The 21,926-nt window shown below is 70.6% G+C and carries 20 protein-coding genes; 14 read left to right on the top strand and 6 right to left on the bottom strand.

Annotated features, from left to right (window positions below; genetic code table 11):
- Positions 1-108 precede the first annotated feature (108 nt).
- On the bottom strand, positions 109-1,671 hold the full coding sequence (locus tag BUQ68_RS03680) for a bifunctional ADP-dependent NAD(P)H-hydrate dehydratase/NAD(P)H-hydrate epimerase (RefSeq protein ID WP_075214580.1): 1,563 nt from the start codon (positions 1,669-1,671) through the stop codon (positions 109-111).
- Positions 1,672-1,995: 324 nt separating this feature from the next.
- Here BUQ68_RS03680 and BUQ68_RS03685 point away from each other — a divergent pair, with 324 nt between their 5' ends.
- The 4 genes from BUQ68_RS03685 to BUQ68_RS03700 all read left to right on the top strand — a co-directional run bounded on the left by BUQ68_RS03685 (position 1,996) and on the right by BUQ68_RS03700 (position 7,107).
- On the top strand, positions 1,996-2,334 hold the full coding sequence (locus BUQ68_RS03685; protein WP_075214581.1) for a P-II family nitrogen regulator: 339 nt from the start codon (positions 1,996-1,998) through the stop codon (positions 2,332-2,334).
- Positions 2,335-2,423: 89 nt separating this feature from the next.
- Positions 2,424-3,833, top strand: a complete 1,410-nt coding sequence (gene glnA / locus BUQ68_RS03690) for a type I glutamate--ammonia ligase (protein WP_075214582.1) — start codon at positions 2,424-2,426, stop codon at positions 3,831-3,833.
- Positions 3,834-4,153: 320 nt separating this feature from the next.
- A complete protein-coding gene (locus tag BUQ68_RS03695; protein ID WP_075214583.1) occupies positions 4,154-4,990 on the top strand; it encodes a universal stress protein in 837 nt (278 codons plus the stop codon).
- A gap of 215 nt (positions 4,991-5,205) precedes the next feature.
- Entirely contained in the window at positions 5,206-7,107 is a 1,902-nt protein-coding gene (locus tag BUQ68_RS03700; RefSeq protein ID WP_075214584.1) for a PhoX family protein, read from the top strand.
- A 300-nt stretch (positions 7,108-7,407) separates the two neighbouring features.
- On the opposite strand, the gene BUQ68_RS03705 is transcribed toward BUQ68_RS03700, so the two are convergent.
- Both BUQ68_RS03705 and BUQ68_RS03710 read right to left on the bottom strand, forming a co-directional pair.
- Positions 7,408-8,673 (bottom strand): Hsp70 family protein, encoded by a 1,266-nt coding sequence (locus tag BUQ68_RS03705; protein WP_075214585.1) that lies wholly within the window; start codon positions 8,671-8,673, stop codon positions 7,408-7,410.
- A 124-nt stretch (positions 8,674-8,797) separates the two neighbouring features.
- Positions 8,798-9,016, bottom strand: coding sequence for a hypothetical protein (locus tag BUQ68_RS03710; protein WP_075214586.1), 219 nt, complete (start codon positions 9,014-9,016; stop codon positions 8,798-8,800).
- 418 nt (positions 9,017-9,434) lie between these two features.
- On the opposite strand from BUQ68_RS03710, the gene parE reads away from it, so the two are divergent.
- The gene (gene parE / locus BUQ68_RS03715; protein WP_075214587.1) at positions 9,435-11,513 is read left to right on the top strand and encodes a DNA topoisomerase IV subunit B; all 2,079 of its coding nucleotides are present in this window, start codon (positions 9,435-9,437) and stop codon (positions 11,511-11,513) included.
- Between the two features lie 112 nt (positions 11,514-11,625).
- Here the strand turns inward: parE and BUQ68_RS03720 are convergent, their stop codons facing one another.
- A complete protein-coding gene (locus BUQ68_RS03720; RefSeq protein WP_075214588.1) occupies positions 11,626-12,219 on the bottom strand; it encodes a DUF2076 domain-containing protein in 594 nt (197 codons plus the stop codon).
- A 198-nt stretch (positions 12,220-12,417) separates the two neighbouring features.
- On the opposite strand from BUQ68_RS03720, the gene BUQ68_RS03725 reads away from it, so the two are divergent.
- The 8 genes from BUQ68_RS03725 to BUQ68_RS03760 all read left to right on the top strand — a co-directional run bounded on the left by BUQ68_RS03725 (position 12,418) and on the right by BUQ68_RS03760 (position 18,635).
- On the top strand, positions 12,418-12,852 hold the full coding sequence (locus tag BUQ68_RS03725) for a PadR family transcriptional regulator (RefSeq protein ID WP_245293148.1): 435 nt from the start codon (positions 12,418-12,420) through the stop codon (positions 12,850-12,852).
- Positions 12,853-13,016: 164 nt separating this feature from the next.
- The gene (gene arsK, locus BUQ68_RS03730; RefSeq protein ID WP_075214589.1) at positions 13,017-14,270 is read left to right on the top strand and encodes an arsenite efflux MFS transporter ArsK; all 1,254 of its coding nucleotides are present in this window, start codon (positions 13,017-13,019) and stop codon (positions 14,268-14,270) included.
- Positions 14,263-15,036 carry an arsenical resistance protein ArsH gene (gene arsH, locus BUQ68_RS03735; RefSeq protein ID WP_245293149.1) on the top strand — a complete coding sequence of 258 codons (774 nt, stop codon included), beginning with the start codon at positions 14,263-14,265 and terminating at the stop codon, positions 15,034-15,036. Before arsK ends, arsH begins: the two co-directional genes overlap by 8 nt.
- A 145-nt stretch (positions 15,037-15,181) precedes the next feature.
- Positions 15,182-16,087 carry a DMT family transporter gene (locus tag BUQ68_RS03740; RefSeq protein WP_075214591.1) on the top strand — a complete coding sequence of 302 codons (906 nt, stop codon included), beginning with the start codon at positions 15,182-15,184 and terminating at the stop codon, positions 16,085-16,087.
- Between the two features lie 104 nt (positions 16,088-16,191).
- Complete coding sequence (locus BUQ68_RS03745; RefSeq protein WP_280949692.1) at positions 16,192-16,728, top strand: sigma-70 family RNA polymerase sigma factor; 537 nt, start codon at positions 16,192-16,194, stop codon at positions 16,726-16,728.
- A complete protein-coding gene (locus BUQ68_RS03750) occupies positions 16,725-17,366 on the top strand; it encodes an NrsF family protein (RefSeq protein WP_075214592.1) in 642 nt (213 codons plus the stop codon). The genes BUQ68_RS03745 and BUQ68_RS03750 overlap by 4 nt, the downstream gene beginning before the upstream one ends.
- A 141-nt stretch (positions 17,367-17,507) precedes the next feature.
- Positions 17,508-17,912, top strand: a complete 405-nt coding sequence (locus BUQ68_RS03755; protein WP_075214774.1) for a thioredoxin family protein — start codon at positions 17,508-17,510, stop codon at positions 17,910-17,912.
- A gap of 12 nt (positions 17,913-17,924) precedes the next feature.
- A complete protein-coding gene (locus tag BUQ68_RS03760) occupies positions 17,925-18,635 on the top strand; it encodes a cytochrome c biogenesis CcdA family protein (RefSeq protein WP_075214593.1) in 711 nt (236 codons plus the stop codon).
- 57 nt (positions 18,636-18,692) lie between these two features.
- Here BUQ68_RS03760 and BUQ68_RS03765 read toward each other — a convergent pair whose 3' ends face one another.
- The gene (locus BUQ68_RS03765; RefSeq protein WP_245293150.1) at positions 18,693-19,175 is read right to left on the bottom strand and encodes a cupin domain-containing protein; all 483 of its coding nucleotides are present in this window, start codon (positions 19,173-19,175) and stop codon (positions 18,693-18,695) included.
- Positions 19,176-19,280: 105 nt separating this feature from the next.
- Positions 19,281-19,985 carry an alpha/beta fold hydrolase gene (locus BUQ68_RS03770; protein WP_075214594.1) on the bottom strand — a complete coding sequence of 235 codons (705 nt, stop codon included), beginning with the start codon at positions 19,983-19,985 and terminating at the stop codon, positions 19,281-19,283.
- A 231-nt stretch (positions 19,986-20,216) separates the two neighbouring features.
- Between BUQ68_RS03770 and BUQ68_RS03775 the strand changes: the two genes are divergently transcribed.
- Positions 20,217-21,866, top strand: coding sequence for a DEAD/DEAH box helicase (locus tag BUQ68_RS03775; RefSeq protein WP_075214776.1), 1,650 nt, complete (start codon positions 20,217-20,219; stop codon positions 21,864-21,866).
- Positions 21,867-21,926 lie beyond the last annotated feature (60 nt).

A 21,926-nucleotide genomic window follows, 5' to 3' on the forward strand; every position in this document is an offset into this window, starting at 1 on the left:
GCTTCGCTGCCGGGGCCCGAGGCGGCGTCTCTATATCATCGCCCTTCCCGGGGAGAAAGCGAAAAGGCGGCTCTGTTTTGGCCAGGGGTGCCGCGGTCCGGACCGCCGTCACGGCGCCCGGCGCCATGCCGCTTGACCGTCCGCGTCCGGCAGACCGGCGGCGAGCGCCGGGCGAAGCGCCTCCACCAGATCGTCCGCGATGGCGCCCGGGCCGGCGTGGGTGCCGGCCTCGCCGTGCAGCCACACGCCCATCGCCGTCGCCTCGAACGGCGGAACCCCGCGGGCCAGGAAGCCCGCAATGATGCCGGCGAGCACGTCGCCGGACCCGGCGGTCGCCAGGTGCGGCGGCGCGTTCTCGTTGATGAGCGCCCGCCCGTCCGGGGCGGCGATCACCGTGTCCGGCCCTTTGAGCACCACGATCGCGCCGCTTTCCGCCGCCGCCATGCGGGCCCGTTCCAGCTTGGAACCGACGGCGTCCGGGAAGAGGCGGGCGAACTCGCCCTCGTGCGGCGTCAGCACGGCCATCGTCCCGCGCGCCCTCAGCGCCCGGAAGGCCGTCTGTCGGCCGCGGGCCATCAGCGTCAGCGCGTCCGCGTCGAGCACGAGGCCGACCGGCAGGCCGATCGCCCGGCGCACCAGCGCGGCCTCGTCCCCCGAAACGCCGAGCCCCGGGCCGATCACCACAGCCCTGAGGCGCGGTTCGTCGAAGAGCGCGGCGACGGCGCCCTCGTCGTCCGCTGGCTTCACCACGAAAGCCGCCCGGTAGGCCGCAACCACCGGGACGGCGGCCGTCGGTGCCGCCACGGTCACGATGCCGGCGCCGGCCCTTAGCGCCGCGGAAGCCGCCAGCCGCGCCGCGCCGCTCGCCTCGACGGGACCGGAGACCACCAGGGCCGCCCCGCGCGTGTATTTGTGGAGACCCGCCTCGGCGGCGGGCCAGAGCGAACGCCAGACGTCCGGCCCGTTGGCGGCAGCGCGCGGCGCGATGCGCTCCAGCACCTGGTCCGGGATGCCGATGTCGGCGACCCGCACGAGACCGGCGTGCGCCCGCCCCGGCATCAGCACGTGCCCCGGCTTGCGGCGGAAAAAGGTGATCGACCGGTCCGCCTTGATGGCGGTGCCGAGCACGGCGCCCGTCGCCCCGTCGATCCCGCTCGGCAGGTCCACCGCCACCACCTTGGCGCCGGCGCGGCGGGCATCGTTGATGGCCGCCACCAGGGCGGCGGCGGCGCCGTCGAGGGGCCGGGCGAGGCCGGCGCCGAAGAGGGCGTCGACGATCACCACGGCGTCGCGGACGAGATCCGGCTCGGCCGGCTCGAGCGGGCCCTTCCAGCGGCCGACCGCCCAGGCCGCGTCGCCCTTGAGGGCGGCCCGCTCGCCGAGCAGGCCGCACCGGACCACGAACCCGCGCTGCGCCAGCACGCGGGCGACCACGAATCCGTCGCCGCCGTTGTTGCCCGGGCCGCAGGCGATGGCGACCCGCGTGCCCTGCGGGTGGCGGGCCGCGATGTCGTCGGCCACCGCGTAGCCGGCGTTCTCCATCAGTGTCGTGCCCGGCACGCCCCCCGCGATGGCGAGGCGGTCGGCCTCTCCCATCTCGGCAGGGGTCAGAAGGAGCGCGCGCAGGGCGTCGCCTTCGGCAAAGGGTGGGGCGGCGGGGTGTTCGGTCATCGGCGGCGGGCGGTCATCCGGGGTTCCGCCCGCAGAGTAAGCCGCCGGCATGGCCCGGCATAGGCCCTCGCCGCGCCTCGGTCCTGTACGTCCGAACGCAAGCATCGGGACGGCGAATGCCAAAACATGATCGTTTTCTATGCAATTGCCTATTTTTTGCGCCTAACATTCGCTCTTGCTTGCCCAAGGTGCGAACCGGCATTGTGCGCACGCCTCATTTCGCGCCACCGACGTGGATCGCACCGTGTGGCACAGCCCGTGCTTTGTAATTGGCGTTCCGGCCACGTGAGGCGGTCGAAACCAAGCGGCGAGGACAAGGAGGCGATGAAGAAAATCGAGGCTATCATCAAGCCCTTCAAGCTCGATGAGGTGAAGGAGGCACTCCAGGAAGTGGGCCTTCAGGGAATCACCGTCACCGAGGCGAAGGGGTTCGGACGCCAGAAGGGCCATACGGAGCTCTATCGGGGCGCCGAGTACGTCGTCGACTTCCTGCCGAAGGTGAAGGTCGAGGTTGTTCTGACCGACGAGATGGTCGACAAGGCCGTCGAAGCCATTCGGAACGCAGCCCAGACCGGCCGCATCGGCGATGGAAAGATCTTCGTCTCGCCCGTTGAAGAGGCCGTGCGAATCCGCACCGGCGAGACCGGCAACGACGCGATCTGATCGTCGTCCGGTTTCCCGCCGCAACCCAAGTTCCGCCCGCCCCCTGGGGCGCGGGCCTGAAAACTTAAGAACACTGAAAGGAAGGGCTCATGACCACTGCTGCCGACGTGTTGAAGAGGATCAAGGACAACGACATCAAATACGTCGACCTGCGCTTCACCGACCCGCGCGGAAAGCTGCAGCATGTCACGTTCGACGTCTCGCTGGTCGATGAGGAAATGTTCGCCGAAGGCACCGCCTTCGACGGCTCCTCGATCGCCGGCTGGAAGGCGATCAACGAGTCCGACATGACGCTGATCCCCGACCCGGCCACCGCCCACGTCGATCCCTTCTTCGCCCAGTCCACGCTCGCCATCTTCTGCGACGTCATCGACCCGCTGTCCGGCGAGCCCTACAACCGCGACCCGCGCTCGATCGCCAAGAAGGCGGAGGCCTACGTCGCCACCCTCGGCATCGGCGACAAGGTGTTCTTCGGTCCGGAAGCCGAATTCTTCGTGTTCGACGACGTGAAGTTCGCCGCCGAGCCCTACCACACCGGCTTCAAGATCGACTCCTCGGAGCTGCCGATCAACTCCTACACGGACTACGAGTCAGGCAACCTCGGCCACCGCGTCCGCAAGAAGGGCGGCTACTTCCCGGTGCCGCCGGTCGACAGCCTGCAGGACATCCGCTCGGAGATGCTCTCGGTCATGGCCGAGATGGGCGTCGCCGTGGAGAAGCACCACCACGAGGTGGCGTCGGCCCAGCATGAGCTCGGCCTGAAGTTCCAGACGCTCACCACCGTCGCCGACCACCTGCAGATCTACAAGTACGCCATCCACCAGGTGGCGAACGCCTACGGCAAGTCGGCGACCTTCATGCCGAAGCCGATCTTCGGCGACAACGGCTCGGGCATGCACGTGCACCAGTCGATCTGGAAGGAAGGCAAGCCGGTCTTCGCCGGCAACCAGTACGCCGACCTGTCCGAGACCTGCCTCTACTACATCGGCGGCATCCTGAAGCACGCCAAGGCGATCAACGCCCTGACCAACCCGTCGACCAACTCCTACAAGCGTCTGGTCCCGGGCTACGAGGCCCCCGTGCTGCTCGCCTACTCGGCGCGCAACCGCTCGGCCTCCGTGCGCATCCCCTACACCACCAACCCGAAGGCCAAGCGCCTCGAGGTCCGCTTCCCGGACCCGACCGCCAACCCGTACCTGGCCTTCTCTTGCATGCTGCTCGCCGGTCTCGACGGCATCAAGAACAAGATCCACCCGGGCGACGCGGCCGACAAGAACCTCTACGATCTGCCGCCGGAAGAGCTGAAGGCCATCCCGACCGTCTGCGGTTCGCTGCGTGAGGCCCTCGCCTCGCTCGACGCCGACCGCGACTTCCTGAAGGCCGGCGGCGTGTTCGACGACGACTTCATCGACAGCTGGATCGAGCTGAAGATGGAAGAGAACATGCGCTACGAGATGACCCCGCATCCGGTCGAGTTCGACATGTACTACTCGCTCTGATCGGGCGGCCGGCGACCGCCGGCCTCTCATCGGCAGCACCTGGATCGGGGCGGCCTTCGGGCCGCCCCGTTTCGTTTGGTCCCTCCCCGCCAGTCCTCCTGATCCGGGCCGACGGCCCCCGTCCGGCGCCCCCTCGGCCCGCGCCCGCCCCGTCGCCCGCAAGGCCCGCCCCGCCCGTCCGTACATGTCCGGTCCGCGTTCGACCGGATCGGATGAGACCGGCGCCGAGGCACGTAAACAGTCCGAAGCCGGCGCATCCTTCGCGTCGGCGACGGCGGCCACCCGTGCCCTCCGCAAGGGGCCGCCGCACGGAGGACGCCATGATCAAGGACCTGCTCATCCCCTTCAGCACCTATCCGGAGCCCGTGCCGTCCGCCTCGATCGGCGCCGCCGTGCGTTTCGCGGAGCGGATCGGGGCCGGCGTGACGGCGCTCGCCTTCGACCTGGAGTTCCATGCTCCTGGCAACGCCATCGCCAACATGGTGCTCGACCTGCCGGCCATGGTGGCGACCGCCAAGGCGCGCGCCCATGCCAACGCGGCGGACTCGACCCGGGTGTTCGAGGACGCCTGCCGGACGAGCGCCATCACCGGCGACGTCATCACCTACCGCTGCGAGGAGTCGCGGATCACCGAGGTGGTCGTGGAAAGCGCCCGCCTGCGCGACCTCACCCTCGTTCCGGCGCCGGAGGCCGGCGTGCAGCAGCAATGGGTGGCGGAGAGCGTCATCTTCGGATCAGGCCGGCCGGTGCTCATCCTGCCCGCGGCCGCCGTGGACGTGCCGCTGACGACGATCGCCGTCGCCTGGGACTGGACCCGGCCGGCCGCGCGGGCGCTCGCCGACGCGATTCCCCTCCTTGGCCGGGCCGAGACGGTGCGGATTTTCACCGTCGGCGACGAAAAGGCCATCCCGAAAACCCATGGCTTCGACGAGATCCGCCGCCACCTGGCGCGCCACGGCATCGACGCGGTCTGCGACCGGGTCGACGGCGGCCGGCGGCCGATCGGCGAGACCATGGCGGGTTACATCGCGACCCACGGCGTCGATCTCCTGGTGATGGGCGCCTATGCGCACTCCCGCATGCGCGACTTCATCCTCGGCGGCGCCACGCGCAGCATGGTGGCCGCGCCGCCGGTGCCGGTCCTGTTGTCGCACTGACCGCGACCCTCCACCAAGCTTCTGTTCGAACTAGCTTTTTTCGCCGGACCGACCCTCCTGTCGGGCCGGCGAGGCTTCTTCTGTCAAGCCGTCATTGTCCCGTCATGTGGCTGTCATCCCTCGGCATTACTCACGAAGCCCGGCGGCCGGCCCACCCTGGCCGCTCACCGAAGTCACGCGGCCGCAGACGCCGCGCAGCAACGTGGAGGCTCGCTATGAGTGATGTCGATCTGTCCAAACTGTCGTGGGACGAGCGGGACGAGGTCATCAATCCGCCGCCGGCCGTGACCGACTTCGACCGCGTGGTCGAGGCCGCGATCTCCCGCCGCGGCTTCCTCGGCGGCCTCCTGGTGTTCGGCTCCGGCGCCGCCGCGCTCGGCAGCGGCCTCCTGAACGCCTCGACGGCGCTCGCCTCGACCAGCCGCTTCGCGTTCAAGCCCATCCCGATCGCCACCGACGGCACCGTGCATGTGCCGGAAGGCTACAGCTGGAAGCCGCTCGCCAAGTGGGGCCAGCCGCTCTTCTCCGGCGTGTCCGATCTCGACCACGAGACCGGCGGCGACGTCGCCTCCTCCGACAAGGTGTTCGGCGAGAACACCGACGGCATGGAGCTGTTCGTGATCGGCGACAAGCAGGTGATCGCCATCAACCACGAGTACGTCAACGAGGACATCAACCTTCCCAAGAATGAGAAGGGCATGCCCACGTCCGCCGATGACGTCGTCAAGCTGCAGAACCTGCAGGGCGTCACCGTCATGGAGATCGCCGAGGGCGCCGACGGCTGGTCGATCGTGGTCGACAGCCCGTTCAACCGCCGCATCCATCACCGCACCGAAATGGTCCTCGACGGCCCTGCCGCCGGCAGCGACCTCGTCAAGACGGACCTCGACCCGACAGGCACCAAGGTCCTCGGCACGCTCAACAACTGCGGCTCGGGCAAGACCCCCTGGGGCACCTACCTGACCTGCGAAGAGAACTTCAACGGCTACTTCGGTTCCACTGTCGCCGACGCCAAGCTGCCGGACGACTACAAGCGCTACGGCATCGCCGCTGAGGGCCGCTATGCTTACGAGAAGTTCGACGAGCGCTTCGACTTCTCCAAGCACCCGAACGAGCCCCGCAAGCAGGGCTATATCGTCGAGATCAACCCGGCCGATCCGACCTCCGTGCCGGTCAAGCACACCGCGCTCGGCCGTTTCAAGCATGAGAACGCCGCCTGCGTGGTGGCCCGCGACGGCCGCGTGGTCGTCTACATGGGCGACGACGAGCGCGGCGAGTTCCTCTACCGCTGGGTCTCCAACGGCATCTACGTGCCGGGCGGCGACACCTCCACGCTCCTCTCGGACGGCACCCTGTCCGTCGCCAAGTTCAACGAGGACGGCGCGGGCGAGTGGCTGGCCCTCACGCCGGAGACCACCGGCATGACCGCCGCCGAGGTCGCGGTGTTCACCCGCATGGCCGCCTCCAAGGTGGGCGCCACCACGATGGACCGTCCCGAGTGGGTGGCCGTGAGCCCGGTCGCCGCCGAGGCCTATTGCTGCCTCACCAACAACAGCCGCCGCGGCGTGAAGACCGACGACGGCAAGATCCGCGGCAACGCCGGCGGCGACCCGATGGCCGTCGGTGGTCCGAACCCGCGCGAGGCCAACGAGTACGGCCAGATCGTCCGCTGGTACCCGGCCGACGAGGATCACACCGCAGGCGGCTTCAAGTGGGACCTCTATGTGATGGCCGGAAACCCGGTCGTCCACAAGGATGCCTACGCCGGCTCCGGCAACATCAACGAAGGCAACATGTTCAACTCGCCGGACGGCATGGTGATCGATAGCACCGGCCTCATCTGGATCCAGACCGACGGCGAGGACAGCAACGAAGGCGCCTTCGCCGGCCAGGGCAACAACCAGATGCTCGCGGGCGACCCGGCCACCGGCCGCATCGAGCGCTTCCTCACCGGCCCGAAGGGCTCGGAAGTGACCGGCCTCACCTGGTCGGCCGACCGCCGCACCATGTTCGTCGGCATCCAGCACCCGGGCGCGCCCTTCCCGGACGGCGAAGGCAAGCTGCCCCGCTCGACCGTGATCGCCGTCAAGCGCGACGACAACGCCCTCGTCGGCTGACGCCGGCAGGAATGGAACCGAAGGGGCGCGCCGGGCAACCGGCGCGCCCTTTTCTCGTGAGGGCTCGCGCCACTGGCCGCCGCGACACATTCAGATGGGCTGTTCGGCCTCCCCAAGACGACATCCCGGCGAAAGCCGGGACCCAACCGTCTCGGAAGTCATCCTCACCGATGCGGATGAGGCACCGTCAGCTGGATCCCGGCCTTCGCCGGCATGACGCCGTTTCTGTTCCCACACGCCCGAAAACACCGCGCCCGTCATGGTCCGCGAAGGCGGACCACCCACGCATTCCTTCCCCCCTCACCCGTACCGCCGCGCCGCCTCCACGGTCAGCCCCAACCCCACGCTGCCGAACGTGTCGCCCTCCACCACCCGCGCGGCCGGAACCGTCGCCAGGATGGCGTCGCGCACGTGGGCGAGCCGGGTCGACCCACCGGTCAGGAACACCGCGTCGATCGCCTCGGCCGTCACGCCCGCTTGGGCAAGGCACGTGGCGACGCGGGCGGCGATGCGGGTCGCAAGCGTCTCGGTGTGGGCGACAAGGTCGCGCCGCTCCACCGCGGCGGCGAGCCCACGCTCCAGGAAGGCGAGGTCCACGGCCGCCCTGCCCTCCTCGGACACGGCGATCTTGGCGCCCTCCACCCCGATGGCGAGGCTGTGGCCGCGCTCCTCCTCCACCACCTTCACCAGCCGCCCGAAGAGGCTTGGGTCGGCGGCGTCGCGCTCCACCTCGTGCAGCGCGCGCAGCGTCTTCGGCTCGTAGAGGCGGTTGATGTTGGACCAGGTGGCCAGATCGTGGAAATACCCCGCCGGCACCGAAAGCCCCTCCCGCTTCATGGCGGAGCGATAGCCGAGGAGCGGCATCACCACGCCGAGCGAGAGCAGCCGGTCGAAGTCGGTGCCACCGATGCGCACGCCGTCGTTGGCCAGGATGTCGTCCGCCCGATCGGCCTTCGCCCGCCGATCCGGCCCGAGCCGCACGATGGAGAAGTCCGACGTGCCGCCCCCGATGTCGGCGATGAGGGCGAGTTCCTCCCGGTCGATCTGGCGCTCGTAGTCGAGGCTGGCGGCGATCGGCTCGAACTGGAACGACACCGCCTTGAAACCGATGGTCCCGGCGATCGCCCGCAGCGTGTCCTCCGCCCGCTGATCGCCGGCCGGATCGTCGTCCACGAAGAACACCGGCCGGCCGTGCACCACCGCGTCGAGCGGCTGACCGGCGGCGATCTCCGCCCGGCGCCGAACGGTGCCGAGGTAGTCCGCGATCACCCGCCGGAAGGTCAGCCGTTCGCGGCCGACCAGGGTCGTCTCGTCGATCAGCGACGTGCCGAGCACGGACTTGAGGCTCCGCATCAGCCGCCCGTGGGCGCCGTCCACATAGGCGCCGATCGCCGCGCGGCCGACGGCGCGCTCGCCGTTCACCGGATAGAAGATGGCGCTCGGAATGGTGTCCGCGCCGCCTTCCAGCGGCACCAGCGCGGGGCTCGGCACGCCGCCCCGGTCGGTCGCGCCGGGGATGCCGAGCGTCGTGTTGGACGTGCCGAAATCGAGACCGCAGGCGGCCATGGAAGGTCTCCCGGAGAAGGGCGATAGGTCGGATGCGGGAATGGGCCGTGAGGGCGGGCGGCTTGGTTCGCACAGGCCGGCGGCGGACGCAACCCCGCCCGGCCGGCCGTTTCGCCGCGCGCCCTCAGAGGAGCGTCGCGAACGTGGCCGCGAGCACCACCACGAGCCCGGCACGGGATGCGGCGCGGGCGGCGCGCGGCCGCCACACCGGCAGGTCCGGCCCGTCCAGGATCCCGTCGAGATCCCGCCGGAGCAGCGACAGCGCCCGGGCGGCCACCACCGCCTGGACATCCAGGCTGGCCAGATCGGCCGAAAGCTTCACCTGAGCGGACGACAGGCTCATCGACACCACACTCGACAAGGACGCAACCATGCCGAACGCACACGCCGGCGGGTTCGATCCCGCCTCGCGTCCGGACGGCCGCTGAACCCGACCCGCCGAACGCGCGGATCTGGGCCACCTCGGCCGCGCCGCCATCCTGCCGCCTCGTCCTTAAGGAGCCGTCACCGGCAGACGGTCGCGGCGGGCTTGCGTGGCAGGCACCGAGATGAGAACATTTCAGAAACATGCACCGTCCCGTGCCGGTTTCGTGGCATTCTTCAACAGGCGAATCATGCGATGCGCTTGGGATTCCGGCCGCGAGGCCGTAAACCAAGCGGGTCCGGCGCGGCCGGCGGGCCGTTCGCCGGGCGAGCGACGTTCGGCCGGCGGCATGGAGCCGGCGCGGTATGGCCGGCAGCGACAGGTTTGAACGAACGACATGACGGACCGCAGCGATCTCTTCGGCGACGACACCCCTCCGGTCACGGCTGAGGCCGCCCCGGCGGCCAAGCCCGCGCGGGCGGCGAAGACGCGTCCGGCCGTCCCCGGTGCGGCGCCCGCAGCGCCGGCCGCGAAGGCACCGTCCACCCCTGGCGAGCAGGACTACAACGCCTCTGCCATCGAGGTGCTGGAGGGGCTGGAGCCCGTCCGCCGCCGCCCCGGCATGTATATCGGCGGCACCGACGACCGGGCCTATCACCACCTCTTCGCCGAGGTGATCGACAACTCCATGGACGAGGCGGTCGCCGGCCACGCCTCCTGGATCGAGGTCGAGCTCTCCGCCGACGGCTTCCTCACCGTCACCGACAACGGCCGCGGCATCCCGGTGGACCCGCACCCGAAATTCCCCGACAAGTCGGCGCTCGAAGTCATCATGTGCACGCTCCACGCGGGCGGCAAGTTCGACAGCAAGGTCTACGAGACCTCCGGCGGCCTGCACGGCGTCGGCGTCTCGGTGGTGAACGCCCTCTCCGAAACGCTCGAGGTGGAGGTCGCCCGCGGCCGCCAGCTCTACCGCCAGACCTTCTCGCGCGGCATTCCGCAGGGCCCGCTGCAGAAGCTCGGCGAGACCATGAACCGGCGCGGCACCCGCGTGCGCTTCCGCCCGGACCCGCAGATCTTCGGCCCCGAGCAGGGCTTCGAGCCGGCGCGCCTCTTCAAGATGGCGCGGTCCAAGGCCTATCTCTTCGGCGGCGTTGAGATACGCTGGTCCTGCGACGAGAGCCTCGTCGCCGGCAAGCCGACGCACGCGGAGGCGGTCTTCAAATTCCCCGGCGGCCTCAAGGACTTCCTCGTGGAGGCGCTCGAGGGCGAGCGCCGTGTGGCCGACGAGATCTTCGCCGGGAAGACGGGCAACGGCGGGCACGGCTCGGTGGAATGGGCGGTGGCCTGGTTCGCCGGCGACGGCTTCGTCAACTCCTACTGCAACACCATCCCGACCCCCGGCGGCGGGACCCACGAGCAGGGCCTGCGGATCGCCCTCACCCGGTCGCTGAAGTCCTACGGCGAGATGGTCGGCAACAAGCGCGTCGCCCAGGTGACGCCGGACGACGTGATGACGTCGGCGGGCGGGCTCCTGTCGGTGTTCGTGCGCGAGCCGGAGTTCGTCGGCCAGACCAAGGACAAGCTCGCCACGGCGGACGCCGCCCGCATCGTGGAGAACGCCGTCAAGGACGCCTTCGACCACTTCCTCACCGGCTCCCCGGCCCAGGCCGGGCGCCTCCTGGAGTGGGTGATCGAACGCGCCGACGAGCGCCTTCGCCGGCGCCAGGAGAAGGACGTCCAGCGCAAGTCGGCGATCCGCAAGCTGCGCCTGCCGGGCAAGCTCGCCGACTGCTCGCAGACGGCCGCGCAGGGCTCCGAGATCTTCATCGTGGAGGGCGACTCGGCCGGCGGCTCCGCCAAGCAGGCGCGCGACCGGGCGAGCCAGGCCGTGCTGCCGCTCCGCGGCAAGATCCTCAACGTGGCGAGCGCCGGCCGCGACAAGCTCGCCGCCAACCAGCAGCTCTCCGACCTTCTCCAGGCGCTCGGCGTCGGCACGCGCAGCCACTACCGGGAGGACGATCTCCGCTACGACAAGGTCATCATCATGACCGACGCGGACGTGGACGGCGCCCACATCGCCTCGCTCCTGATCACCTTCTTCTACCGGGAGATGCCGGAGTTGATCCGCGGCGGCCACCTCTTCCTGGCGGTGCCCCCGCTCTACCGGCTGACCCACGGCGGCAAGACCGTCTACGCCCGCGACGACGCCCACCGGGAAGAGCTGCTGCGCACCACCTTCCGCAACAAGAAGCCGGAGATCGGCCGCTTCAAGGGTCTCGGCGAGATGATGCCGGGGCAGCTGAAGGAAACCACCATGGACCCGAAGACGCGCACGCTCCTGCGGGTCGGCATCGTGGACGACGAGATCGCGCTCACCGCCGACACGGTGGAGCGGCTGATGGGCAACAAGCCGGAGGCCCGCTTCGCCTTCATCCAGGAAAACGCCGCCTTCGCCACCGATCTCGACATCTGACAGCAAGCTCGTGAGGTTCGGACGAGTCCGAACCTCACGATACGGGTATGAGGCCGGCTACCGATCCGGGCATGGCGCCCGGACCGGCCCCCACATCTGACTTACAGTCGGCTCAGAATTCCTCGCCGCCGCCGAAGTCCATGTCACCGTCGTCGACGCCCGGATCCTCCGCCGGCGGCTCCTCGGCCGGCGTTTCGGCGGCGTTCGCCTCGTCGCCGGTGAACATGCCGGCCAGCATGCTGCCGAGCAGCATGCCGCCCGCGACGCCCATGGCGGTCTGCGCTGCGCCGGCCAGGAAGCCGCCGCCGCCCATGCCGCCACCCATGCCCGGCCGCATGCTCTGCATGCCGCCGCCCATCGTGCCCATCCCGGCGCGCGCGCCCGTCGTCGGCACCCGGCCGGACATGGCGCCGCCCGCCGCCCGCGGCGCCGGCGGCCGCGCGCCCCAAAGGCCGCCGAAGCCGCCGCGGCTCTCCGGCTCCGGCGCGGAGGACGCCTCCAGCTCCTCGATGCGCCGCTGCGCCTCCATCAGCGCCTGCTCCTGCATGACGATCGTCTGGGCCATGTAGTAGGGCGCGCCCGGCTGGGCGGAGATCCGGTCGTGGATGAAACGCTCGGCTTCCGGGTCGCGCGGCGGCGCCTGCCGCTCCACCGCTTCCAGCTTGCCGAACAGATCACGGATGACGGAACGCTCGTCCTGGTTCATGCCTTGGCCTCCTAGACGGGACGCGTCAGGACGGCGCCCCGGGTAACGGACGGCGTCGCTGCACCGTCCTTTCCATCATCTACGAAGGAGCCGGCCGTCATCATCCCGTCGCATCCGGGAAATCACGGATCCGCCGCCGGTGCCCTCCCCCCGATGCCTCCTCTTGACGCATCGAGGTCCGAGGCATAGGGTCACCTCATGCCTAGCCCCTCGATGCATGCCGACGACGCCGCAAGGCGGGAGCCGAAGTCCGCGCCCGACCTGTCCAGCCGCGCCTATTGGAACGGCACCATCAAGATGAGCCTTTCCAAGTTCTTCATCCTCAGGGTGCTGCACGACCGTCCCATGCACGGCTACGACATCGCCCGCACGGTGGAGCGCACCACGAACGGCTGCTGCTCGCCGTCGGAGGGCACCATCTACCCGGTGCTCCGCGAGTTCGAGGAAGGCGGCTATGTCACCTTCGCGGCCGAGGTCGTCGCCGGCCGCGAACGCAAGGTCTACACCCTCACCGAGAAGGGCAGGGACGCGCTTCGGGTCGCCATCGACGCCTGGATGGAGATCACCGACGCGCTCGTCGCCGCCGACCGGGTGATCCCCCGCCCCGACGGCGCGGCCTCCTGCTGCGACTGACTCGCCTTCGCCCCGACCGCCCCCGCTCCTGCCCGTCTCGACGCCCGCCCCTTCCGGAGGATCCTGGTGCCCCACCCCTCGGCCGACCCTTGCGCGGCGCCCATCCTCCTTCGACACGGGTCGCTCGCCGACCGGAGCGGCGCCCTCCCCGCGGCGCGCCGTCCATGATGGCCGCGCTCCGCCAAGGCCCCCTGCCGCCCGCCGCCCTGGTGGCCATTCTCGGCACCACCCAGGTGATCGGCTACGGCACGCTCTACTACGCCTTCGCCATCCTGGCGGAGGACATCGCGGCGAGCTTCGCCTGGCCGGTGTCGTGGATCTACGGCGCCTTCTCCGTGGCGCTGCTCGTCGGCGGCTTCGCGGCGCCGCCGGTCGGCCGGGCGCTCGACCGCCACGGCGCGCCGGCCGTGATGACGGTCGGGTCGGCGGCGGCGGCGCTCGCCCTGGCGGCCACGGCCTTCGCGCCCTCCCCGCTCCTCTTTGCGGCCGGCCTGATCCTGGTCGAGGTCGCCGCCACCCTCATCCTCTACGACGCTGCCTTCACGGCGCTCGTCCAGGCGTGCGGCACGGGCGCGCGCAGCCGCATCACCCACCTCACCCTGATCGCCGGCTTCGCCTCCACGCTGTTCTGGCCGCTCACGTCCTTTCTCCACACGGAGGCCGACTGGCGGACGGTGCTTCTCATCTTCGCCGGCCTGAACCTCTTCGTCGCCCTGCCGCTGCACGCCCTGATGGCCGTCGCCGGCCGCCGGTCCGCCATCGAGCAGCCTACCGCCTCGGCCGCCCCGGCCCTCCCGCGCGACCCGCCCATGCCCCCGGCGATCGCCAAGCGCGTCTTTCTCCTCGTCACCGTCGGCTTCGCGCTCTCCGGCTTCCTCCTCTCGGCCCTCCTCGCCCAAATGGTGCCTGCGCTCACCGCCCTCGGGCTCGGCACCTCGGCGCTCGTCGTCTCCACCCTGTTCGGCCCGGCGCAGGTGCTCGTGCGCTTCGTCAACATGGTGTTCGGCGTCCGCCGCCATCCCCTGGCGGTGACGCTGTTCGGCATGAGCATGCTTCCGGCCGCCGTGCTCATCCTCGCCGCCTCGGCCCCGGCCGTCGCCGGCGCTGCGGTGTTCGCCATCCTCCTCGGCTTCGGATCCGGCCTGAAGAGCATCGTGCAGGGCACCCTCCCCCTCGCCCTTTTCGGCGGCGCGTCCTACGGGGCGCGGCTCGGCCGCATGGCGCTGGTGCGCCAGTTCCTCGCCGCCGCGGCGCCCTTCCTGTTCGCCTGGCACCTGGAGGTGCAGGGTCCGACGCCCGCCCTCCTCACCCTGGCGCTCGTCGGCCTCCTCGGCGTCGCCGCCTTCCTGGAGATCGCCCGCATCCGCCGGGCCCTCCACGCCGCTCCGGCGGCGCTTACCGCAGAACCCCATGCCTGAAGGAGCCCTCGCCATGCGCGGCACCGACCTTCCCGACCACGACGTCTTCCCCGCCCTCGACGCGCGCTTCCTCGCCCCCGTCGACCCGGATCTCTACGCCCCCGCCGACGGCGCCCGCCATCCGCCGCGCATCCTCCTCCTCTACGGGAGCCTGCGCGAGCGCTCCTACAGCCGCCTCCTCGCCTACGAGGCCGCCCGCCTTCTGGAGCGCTTCGGCTGCGAGACCCGCATCTACGACCCCACGGGCCTGCCGCTGCCGGACGGCGCCCCCGCCGACCACCCGAAGGTGGCGGAACTTCGGGCGCTCAGCGAATGGTCCGAGGGCCAAGTCTGGGTCAGCCCGGAGCGGCACGGCGCCATCACGGGCATCATGAAGGCGCAGATCGACTGGATCCCGCTCGCCATCGGCGCCATCCGCCCCACCCAGGGCCGCACCCTCGCGGTCTGCCAGGTCTCCGGCGGCTCCCAGTCGTTCAACGCGGTGAACACCCTTCGCCTGCTCGGCCGCTGGATGCGCATGGTCACCGTCCCCAACCAGTCGTCCGTGCCGAAGGCGTTCCAGGAGTTCGACGAGGCCGGCCGCATGAAGCCCGGTCCGCTCTACGAGCGCGTGGTCGACGTGATGGAGGAACTGGTGAAGTTCACCTACCTCGTCCGCGACCGCTCCGACCGCCTCACCAGCCGCTACAGCGAGCGGCGCGAGGCCGGCCTCAAGGCGGAAAGCATCGCCACCACCCTCGCCGCCAAGGCGGTCGCGAACGACTGATACCGAGCGGGTGCCAGCCGGTCCGCCATCCGTCGAAGCCTTCTCCGATCAGGTTGCATCACCGGATCGATGAGAGAATGCTCCACCCTCTCGAATCGGAAGCGGTCGGAGGACCGCCGGGCCAGGCGCGCCGGGGAGACGGGATATGGCGGAGGAACGGAACGGCCCGGCCGGCGGGATCGTCAAGGCGGCCGCGCTCACCGCCCTCGCCATGGTGGCCTTCGCGGCCAACTCCCTCCTCGCCCGCGCAGCCCTCGTGGACGGCGCCATCGACCCGTGGCGCTACACGGTCGTCCGGCTCGTCTCCGGCGCGCTCATGCTTCTCGCCCTCCTCGCCTGGCGCGACCGGCGCGCCGCCGCCGCCCGCGCGGGCGGCTGGCTCTCTGGCCTCGCGCTCTTCGTCTACGCCGTCGCCTTCTCGGTCGCCTACATCCGGATCGGCGCGGCGCTCGGCGCCGTCGTGCTCTTCGCCGTGGTCCAGATCAGCATGGTGACCTGGGGCATGGTCCAGCGGCAGGGCCCGACCCTCCGCGAGGCGGCGGGCCTTGCCGTCGCCTTCGCGGCCTTCGTCTACCTGGTCTCCCCCGGCCTTGCCGCGCCCGATCCGGTCGGCACGGCGCTCATGGCCGCCTCCGGGATCGCCTGGGCGGCCTATTCGCTCCGGGCGCGGGGCGTTGCCGATCCGCTCGGCGCGACGGCCGGCAACTTCTGGCGCGCCGCCCTCCTCGGCCTGCCGCTCCTCGCCGCCTCCGGCGCGTCCGCCATGACGGCGACGGGCTTCGCCCTCGCCGTCGTCTCCGGCGCCATCACCTCCGGCGTCGGCTATGCGGTGTGGTACGCGGCCCTCCCCCATCTCACCCCCACCAAGGCGGCCGTGGTCCAGCTCACCGTTCCGGTGATCGCCGCCTTCGGCGCGGTGACGCTTCTCGACGAACCGCTCACCGTCCGCCTCGTGTTGGCGACCACGGCCATTCTCGCCGGCGTCGCGCTCACCATTTCGGCACCCGCCCGGCCGACCCCGGTCAAGGATCGCCCGTCCACGCGATCGTGATGGGCGCCCGGCGGCCGGGTCTGGCATTTTTCCTGAGGACGAGCGCGGGCGCCGGCGGTGTAACGGACCGCCCAACGCCGCGAACACCGTGGGGGAGCGCGACGGTGCGGAACGAAGACGCGTTGGCCACCCTGATGCGGCAGGCCCTTGAGGGCGACAAGGCCGCCTATCGGGATTTTCTCGCCCGTGCGGCGGTGGACATCCGCGCGATGGCCCGGCGCCGCCTGCCGGCCTCCGCGCAGGCGGACCTGGAGGATGTGGTGCAGGAAACCCTGCTGGCGATCCACGCCAAGCGTCACACGTGGCGGCCGGACCGGCCGATCGGTCCATGGCTCGCCGCCATCGCCCGCTACAAGGCGATCGACGCCATCCGCCGCCGCGGCGCCCGCCCGGCGGAGGATATCGCCGACTACGAGCACCTCATCGCCGCGCCCGAGGTCGAGACCGTGTCGGCGCACGACGTCCAGACCGTGCTCGACGCCCTGCCGCCGGGCCAGCGCTCGGTGGTGAGCGCCATCACCTTGGAAGGCCGGTCCATTCGCGAGACGGCGACCGGGTTCGGGATGAGCGAAGTCGCCGTTCGGGTGGCGCTCCATCGGGGCCTTGCCGCCATCCGCAGCCGCATGGGACGCACCACATGAACACCGACGACCTGATCGCCAGCCTTGCCGACGACGCCGCGCCGGCCCTGCCTCGCCCCGCTCGCCTGCTCGGCCTCGCGCTCGTGGCGGCGGTCGCGGCGACCGCGGTGGTCTTTGCCCTTCTCCTCGGCTCCGTGCGCGCGGAGGTGACCAACCTCAACGGCGATGCGCGCCTGGCGCTGAAGTTTGCCGTCACCCTCGCCCTGGTCGGGTCCGCCTTCGTGCTCCTGGCGACCCTCGCTCATCCGGAGCGTCCCCGCCCGCGTGCGTTTGCGATTCTCGGCGTTCCGCTCGCGCTTCTTCTCGGCGGCGTCCTGTTGGAAGTCGCGGCTCTTCCCGCCGCCGAAATCGGGCCGGCCCTCGTCGGGTCCAACAGCCTCGCCTGCCTCGTCTATGTGCCGCTGCTCGGCGCACTCCCGCTCGCGGTCCTCCTGACGGCCCTTCGCCGCGCGGCGCCGACGCGGCCGGCCCTTGCAGGTCTAGCTGCCGGCCTTCTCGCGGGTGGCATCGCGGCCACCGCCTATGGCACCTACTGCCCGGACGACAGCCCCCTCTTCGTCGCCACCTGGTACGGCCTCTCCGTCGGCCTGCTCGCGCTCGCCGGCGCCGCCGCCGGACAGCGGATCCTGCGCTGGTAGCTCCCCGCCCGCGCGCACCTCTCCGCACACGCGGCGATCACGCGCTTGTGCCCGTAACGGCCGCCGCGCATCCGCCGAATGACGGAGGACCCGTCCGACAGGACGGGCCGCTCCCCTTCGATGAGCCCGGAGAGATCCTTCATGACCACCCGCCGCGCCCTTCTCGCCGCCGCCGTTGCGGCCGTCGCCCTCCTCGGCGTCGCCCGTCCCGGCCCCGCCCTCGCCGAGACCGCGACGCCCTTCACCACCGCCGCCTTCGACGCCGCCAAGGCCGAGGGCAAGTCCATCCTGGTGGAGATCAGCGCCCCCTGGTGCCCCACCTGCAAGGCGCAGAAGCCCATCCTGGCCGACATCAAGGGCAGGCCGGACTTCGGCCCGCTCGTCATCATGGAAGTGGACTTCGACAGCCAGAAGGACGTGGTGCGCGCCCTCGGCGCCCAGATGCAGAGCACGCTGATCGCCTTCAAGGGCACCACGGAAACGGGCCGATCCGTCGGCGACACCGATCCGGCCTCCATCGAAGCCCTCGCCCGCTCCGCGCTCTGAGGTTCGCCCGTCATGATCGGCTTCGCCTTCCTCGCCGGCGTCCTCTCCATCCTGTCGCCCTGCGTGCTGCCGGTGCTGCCGATCGTGCTCGGGGCGGCGGTGTCTGAGCACCGCCTCGGCCCGGTGGCGCTTGCCACCGGCCTTGCGCTCTCCTTCACGGCGATCGGCCTCTTCGTCGCCACTGTGGGCTTCGCCATCGGGCTCGACGCCGGGGTGTTCCGCACCGTCTCGGCCATCCTCTTGATCGGCCTCGGCCTCGCGCTCCTGGTGCCGGCCGCGCAGGTGCGCCTCGCCGCCGCCGCCGGCCCCATGGGCGACTGGACGGAGCGCCACCTCGGCGGCTTCTCCACCAGCGGCCTCGGCGGCCAGTTCGGCGTCGGTCTGCTGCTCGGCGCGGTGTGGAGCCCGTGCGTCGGCCCGACGCTCGGCGCCGCGTCCATCATGGCCGCGCGGGGGGAGAACCTCTGGGCGGTGGCCGCCACCATGCTGGTGTTCGGCATCGGCGCCGGCCTGCCGCTCGTCGGCCTCGGCTACCTGTCGCGCGAGCGGCTGATGCGGCTTCGCGGCCGCATGCTCTCGGCCGGGTCGGGCGCCAAGTCCATCCTCGGCGCGCTCCTCCTCGTCGCCGGCGCCCTCATCCTCTCCGGATGGGACAAGCGCCTGGAGACCATCCTGGTGGATATGAGCCCGGAGTGGCTGACCCGCCTTACCACCAGCTTCTGAGCCAAACAGCTCCGGCCGCCGCCCTTTCATGAAAGCGCGGCCGGAGACCCTGCCCCCTCACGCCGCCTTCAGCCTGCCGCGCACCAGGTCCGTCACCACGCCCTTCATCCGATAGACGAGGGCGACCGGCAGCGGGTCGGCCCGGCGGCAGAAGGCGAGCTTGCGTACATATCCGTGCACCGTCCAGGTGGACCAGGTGTTCACGGCGAAATAGGCCACGTCGCCCGGATTGAGGGTCCGGCTCGTTCCGGCCTCGTCGGTCACCGTCACCGAGCCTTCCAGGATCAGCACCGTCTCCTCCCAGCCGAAATGCCAGCGGAAGGCGCCGTCCGTGCAGTCCCACACGCAGGTGGACGCCGCGCCGTCGAGGCTGCGCGACTGCACGCCGCTGCGGGCGAACGGGGCGCCCGCCACCACGTGCGCCGGGTTGATCGGCGCCGGCTGCAGGTCGATGGCCTCGAGCGCGCTCGCCACCACCGGTTCCGTCTCCGTCCGCCGCGCCATCAGGGCGCCGGCCAGCAGTCCGATCAGGATCTTCACGCGCTTTCCTCCACCCGCGTCACACCAGTGCGCGCAACCCTAGGGACAGGGCCGTCAGGAAGACGTGAAGCCGATGCGGACAATTCAAACCATCGGCCAATTCGCTCAGAGCCCGTGGTCGACGAGGAAGGTGGTGAGGGCGTGCGTCACCGCGATCGGCCGCTCCAGGCTGGCGAGATGCCCGCACACCGGCATCACCGCCAGCCGCGCGCCGGGGATCTGGTCCACCATCTCCTCGGCCATCTCGCGCGGTGTGATCGCATCCCCGTCGCCGACGATCACCAGCGTCGGGCAGGCGATCCGCGGCAGCCCGCCACGTGCGTCCGGACGGCCCATGATGGCCCGCTGCTGCCGCGCGAAGACCTCCGCCCCGGTTTCCTCGGCCATCGCCCGGACGGTTTCGGTCAGGGCCGCGTCCTCCAGCCGGCTTGGATGGAGCAGCATCGGGATCTGCAGGTCCGGGATCTCGGCGAACCGCCCGGCCTCCGCGATGGCGATCTGCCGGGTCCGCCGCTCGCTCGCCTCCGGCGTGTCGGCGCGGGCGCTCGTGTCCATCAGCACCAGGCCGCGCACCCGCTCCGGGGCCGCGCGCATCACCGAGAGCGCCACGTAGCCGCCCATGGAAAGTCCCGCCAGCACAAATCGCTCCGGCGCCATCGCCAGAAGTGTCGCGGCGATGTCATCGATCGTCTCCGCCTCTCGATGATTCGCCACCAGGACGGGTCTTTCGCCTTCCATGGCCTTGATCTGGTGGTCGAAGAGCGTTCCGGTACAGTTGAGGCCGGGTACGAAGATCACCGGATCAGCCATGTGACACACTCCGAATCTGTTCAGCCGGTTCACCAGACGGGTGAGAAGTCGGACGAAAACGCATGAAAACCGGCGGAAACGATTGACATCACCCGGTTCGTCCCTATTTTCAGGGTCCGATTGAAGATACGCAACTTCATGCGTGAGCCATCACGTTTTCTGAACGCGCGGCTGTTACCGATCGAACCCGATACCCCTTCGACACCGTCACGGTTGGAACGCACCTACAACATGTCATTTTCCGAACTCGGCCTTAGCGACAAGGTTCTGGCCGCCGTCGAGGCGGCTGGCTACACGACGCCTACCCCGATCCAGGCCGAGGCCATCCCCCACGCCGTCTCCGGACGTGACGTCATCGGCATCGCCCAGACGGGCACCGGCAAGACGGCGTCCTTCGTGCTGCCCATGATGACGCTCCTTGAAAAGGGGCGCGCCCGGGCGCGCATGCCGCGGACGCTCATCCTGGAGCCGACGCGCGAGCTCGCCGCCCAGGTGGAGGAGAACTTCGTCAAGTACGGGGTGAACCAGAAGCTGACCGTGGCGCTCCTCATCGGCGGCGTCTCCTTCGACGAGCAGGATCGCAAGCTCGACCGCGGCGTCGACGTGCTGATCGCCACCCCGGGCCGCCTGCTCGACCACTTCGAGCGCGGCAAGCTGCTCCTCAACGGCGTCGAGATCCTCGTCATCGACGAGGCGGACCGCATGCTCGACATGGGGTTCATTCCGGACATCGAGCGCATCCTGAAGCTCATCACCAAGAAGCATCAGACGCTCTTCTTCTCCGCCACGATGCCGCCGGAGATCCAGCGGCTGACGGAGAGCTTCCTCACCAATCCCGTCCGCATCGAGGTCGCCAAGCCGGCCACCACGGCCAAGACGGTGGCCCAGCGTCTGATCGCGTCCGGCTACGAGGCGCACGAGAAGCGCCAGGTGCTGCGCGACCTGATCGCCGACGCCAAGGACCTGAAGAACGCCATCGTCTTCTGCAATCGCAAGAAGGACGTGGCGGTGCTGTTCCGCAGCCTGGAGAAGCACGGCTTCAACGTCGGCGCCCTCCATGGCGACATGGACCAGCGGGCCCGCATGGCGACCCTCGACGCCTTCAAGAAGGGCACGCTCACCCTTCTGGTCGCCTCCGACGTCGCCGCCCGCGGCCTCGACATTCCGGACGTCAGCCACGTCTACAACTTCGACGTCCCGATCCACGCGGAGGACTATGTCCACCGCATCGGCCGCACCGGCCGGGCCGGACGTTCCGGCACCGCCATCACCCTGGTGACGCCGGACGACATCAAGTACCTCTCCGCCATCGAGAAGCTCACCGGCGACGACGTGGAGTGGATCGGCGAGAAGGTCCAGGCCGACCCGGACTCGCGCCGCCGTCGGCGGGCCGCCTCCGCGTCGCCGTCCCGCGGGGACCGTTCCGAGCGGGGTGATCGTCCCGAGCGCAGCAATCGATCCGACCGCCCTGACCGGAGCGACGACGCCCGTCCGAGCGCCCGCGTCAGCCGCAGCCGGCCCGACCGTCCGCGTGCGGCCGAGGACGGCGCCGAGCGCGCCCCCCGCGCCGCCGCCGAGGACCGTCCCGAGCGGGCACCGCGCGTGCGCGCCGAGCGGACCGAGCGTCCGGAGGCTCCGGTCGAGCGTGAAGCCGCGCCCGTCGAGGCCCGTGCCCCGCGCGAGCCCCGGCGCGATGCGGCGCCTCGCCCGGCCGATCCGCGCCCGCCCCGTCGGGAGGAGCGTCCCGCGCCCCCGCGCGGCGGCGATCGGAACGGCCGACCGCGCCGCGATCACGACGACGGCCCGACCGTCATCGGCCTCGGCGACCACGTTCCGGCCTTCCTGCTGCGTCCGGTGCGGACGGTCAAGCAGGCAAGCTGACGCGTTTTTTATGCGCACTGTCGCGGCTTGATTGCAGCTTATGTTCGTAGATCGGCGGGG

Origin of the sequence: Mongoliimonas terrestris (assembly GCF_001927285.1) — a bacterium.
GTDB classification, from domain to species: Bacteria; Pseudomonadota; Alphaproteobacteria; order Rhizobiales; family Pleomorphomonadaceae; genus Chthonobacter; species Chthonobacter terrestris.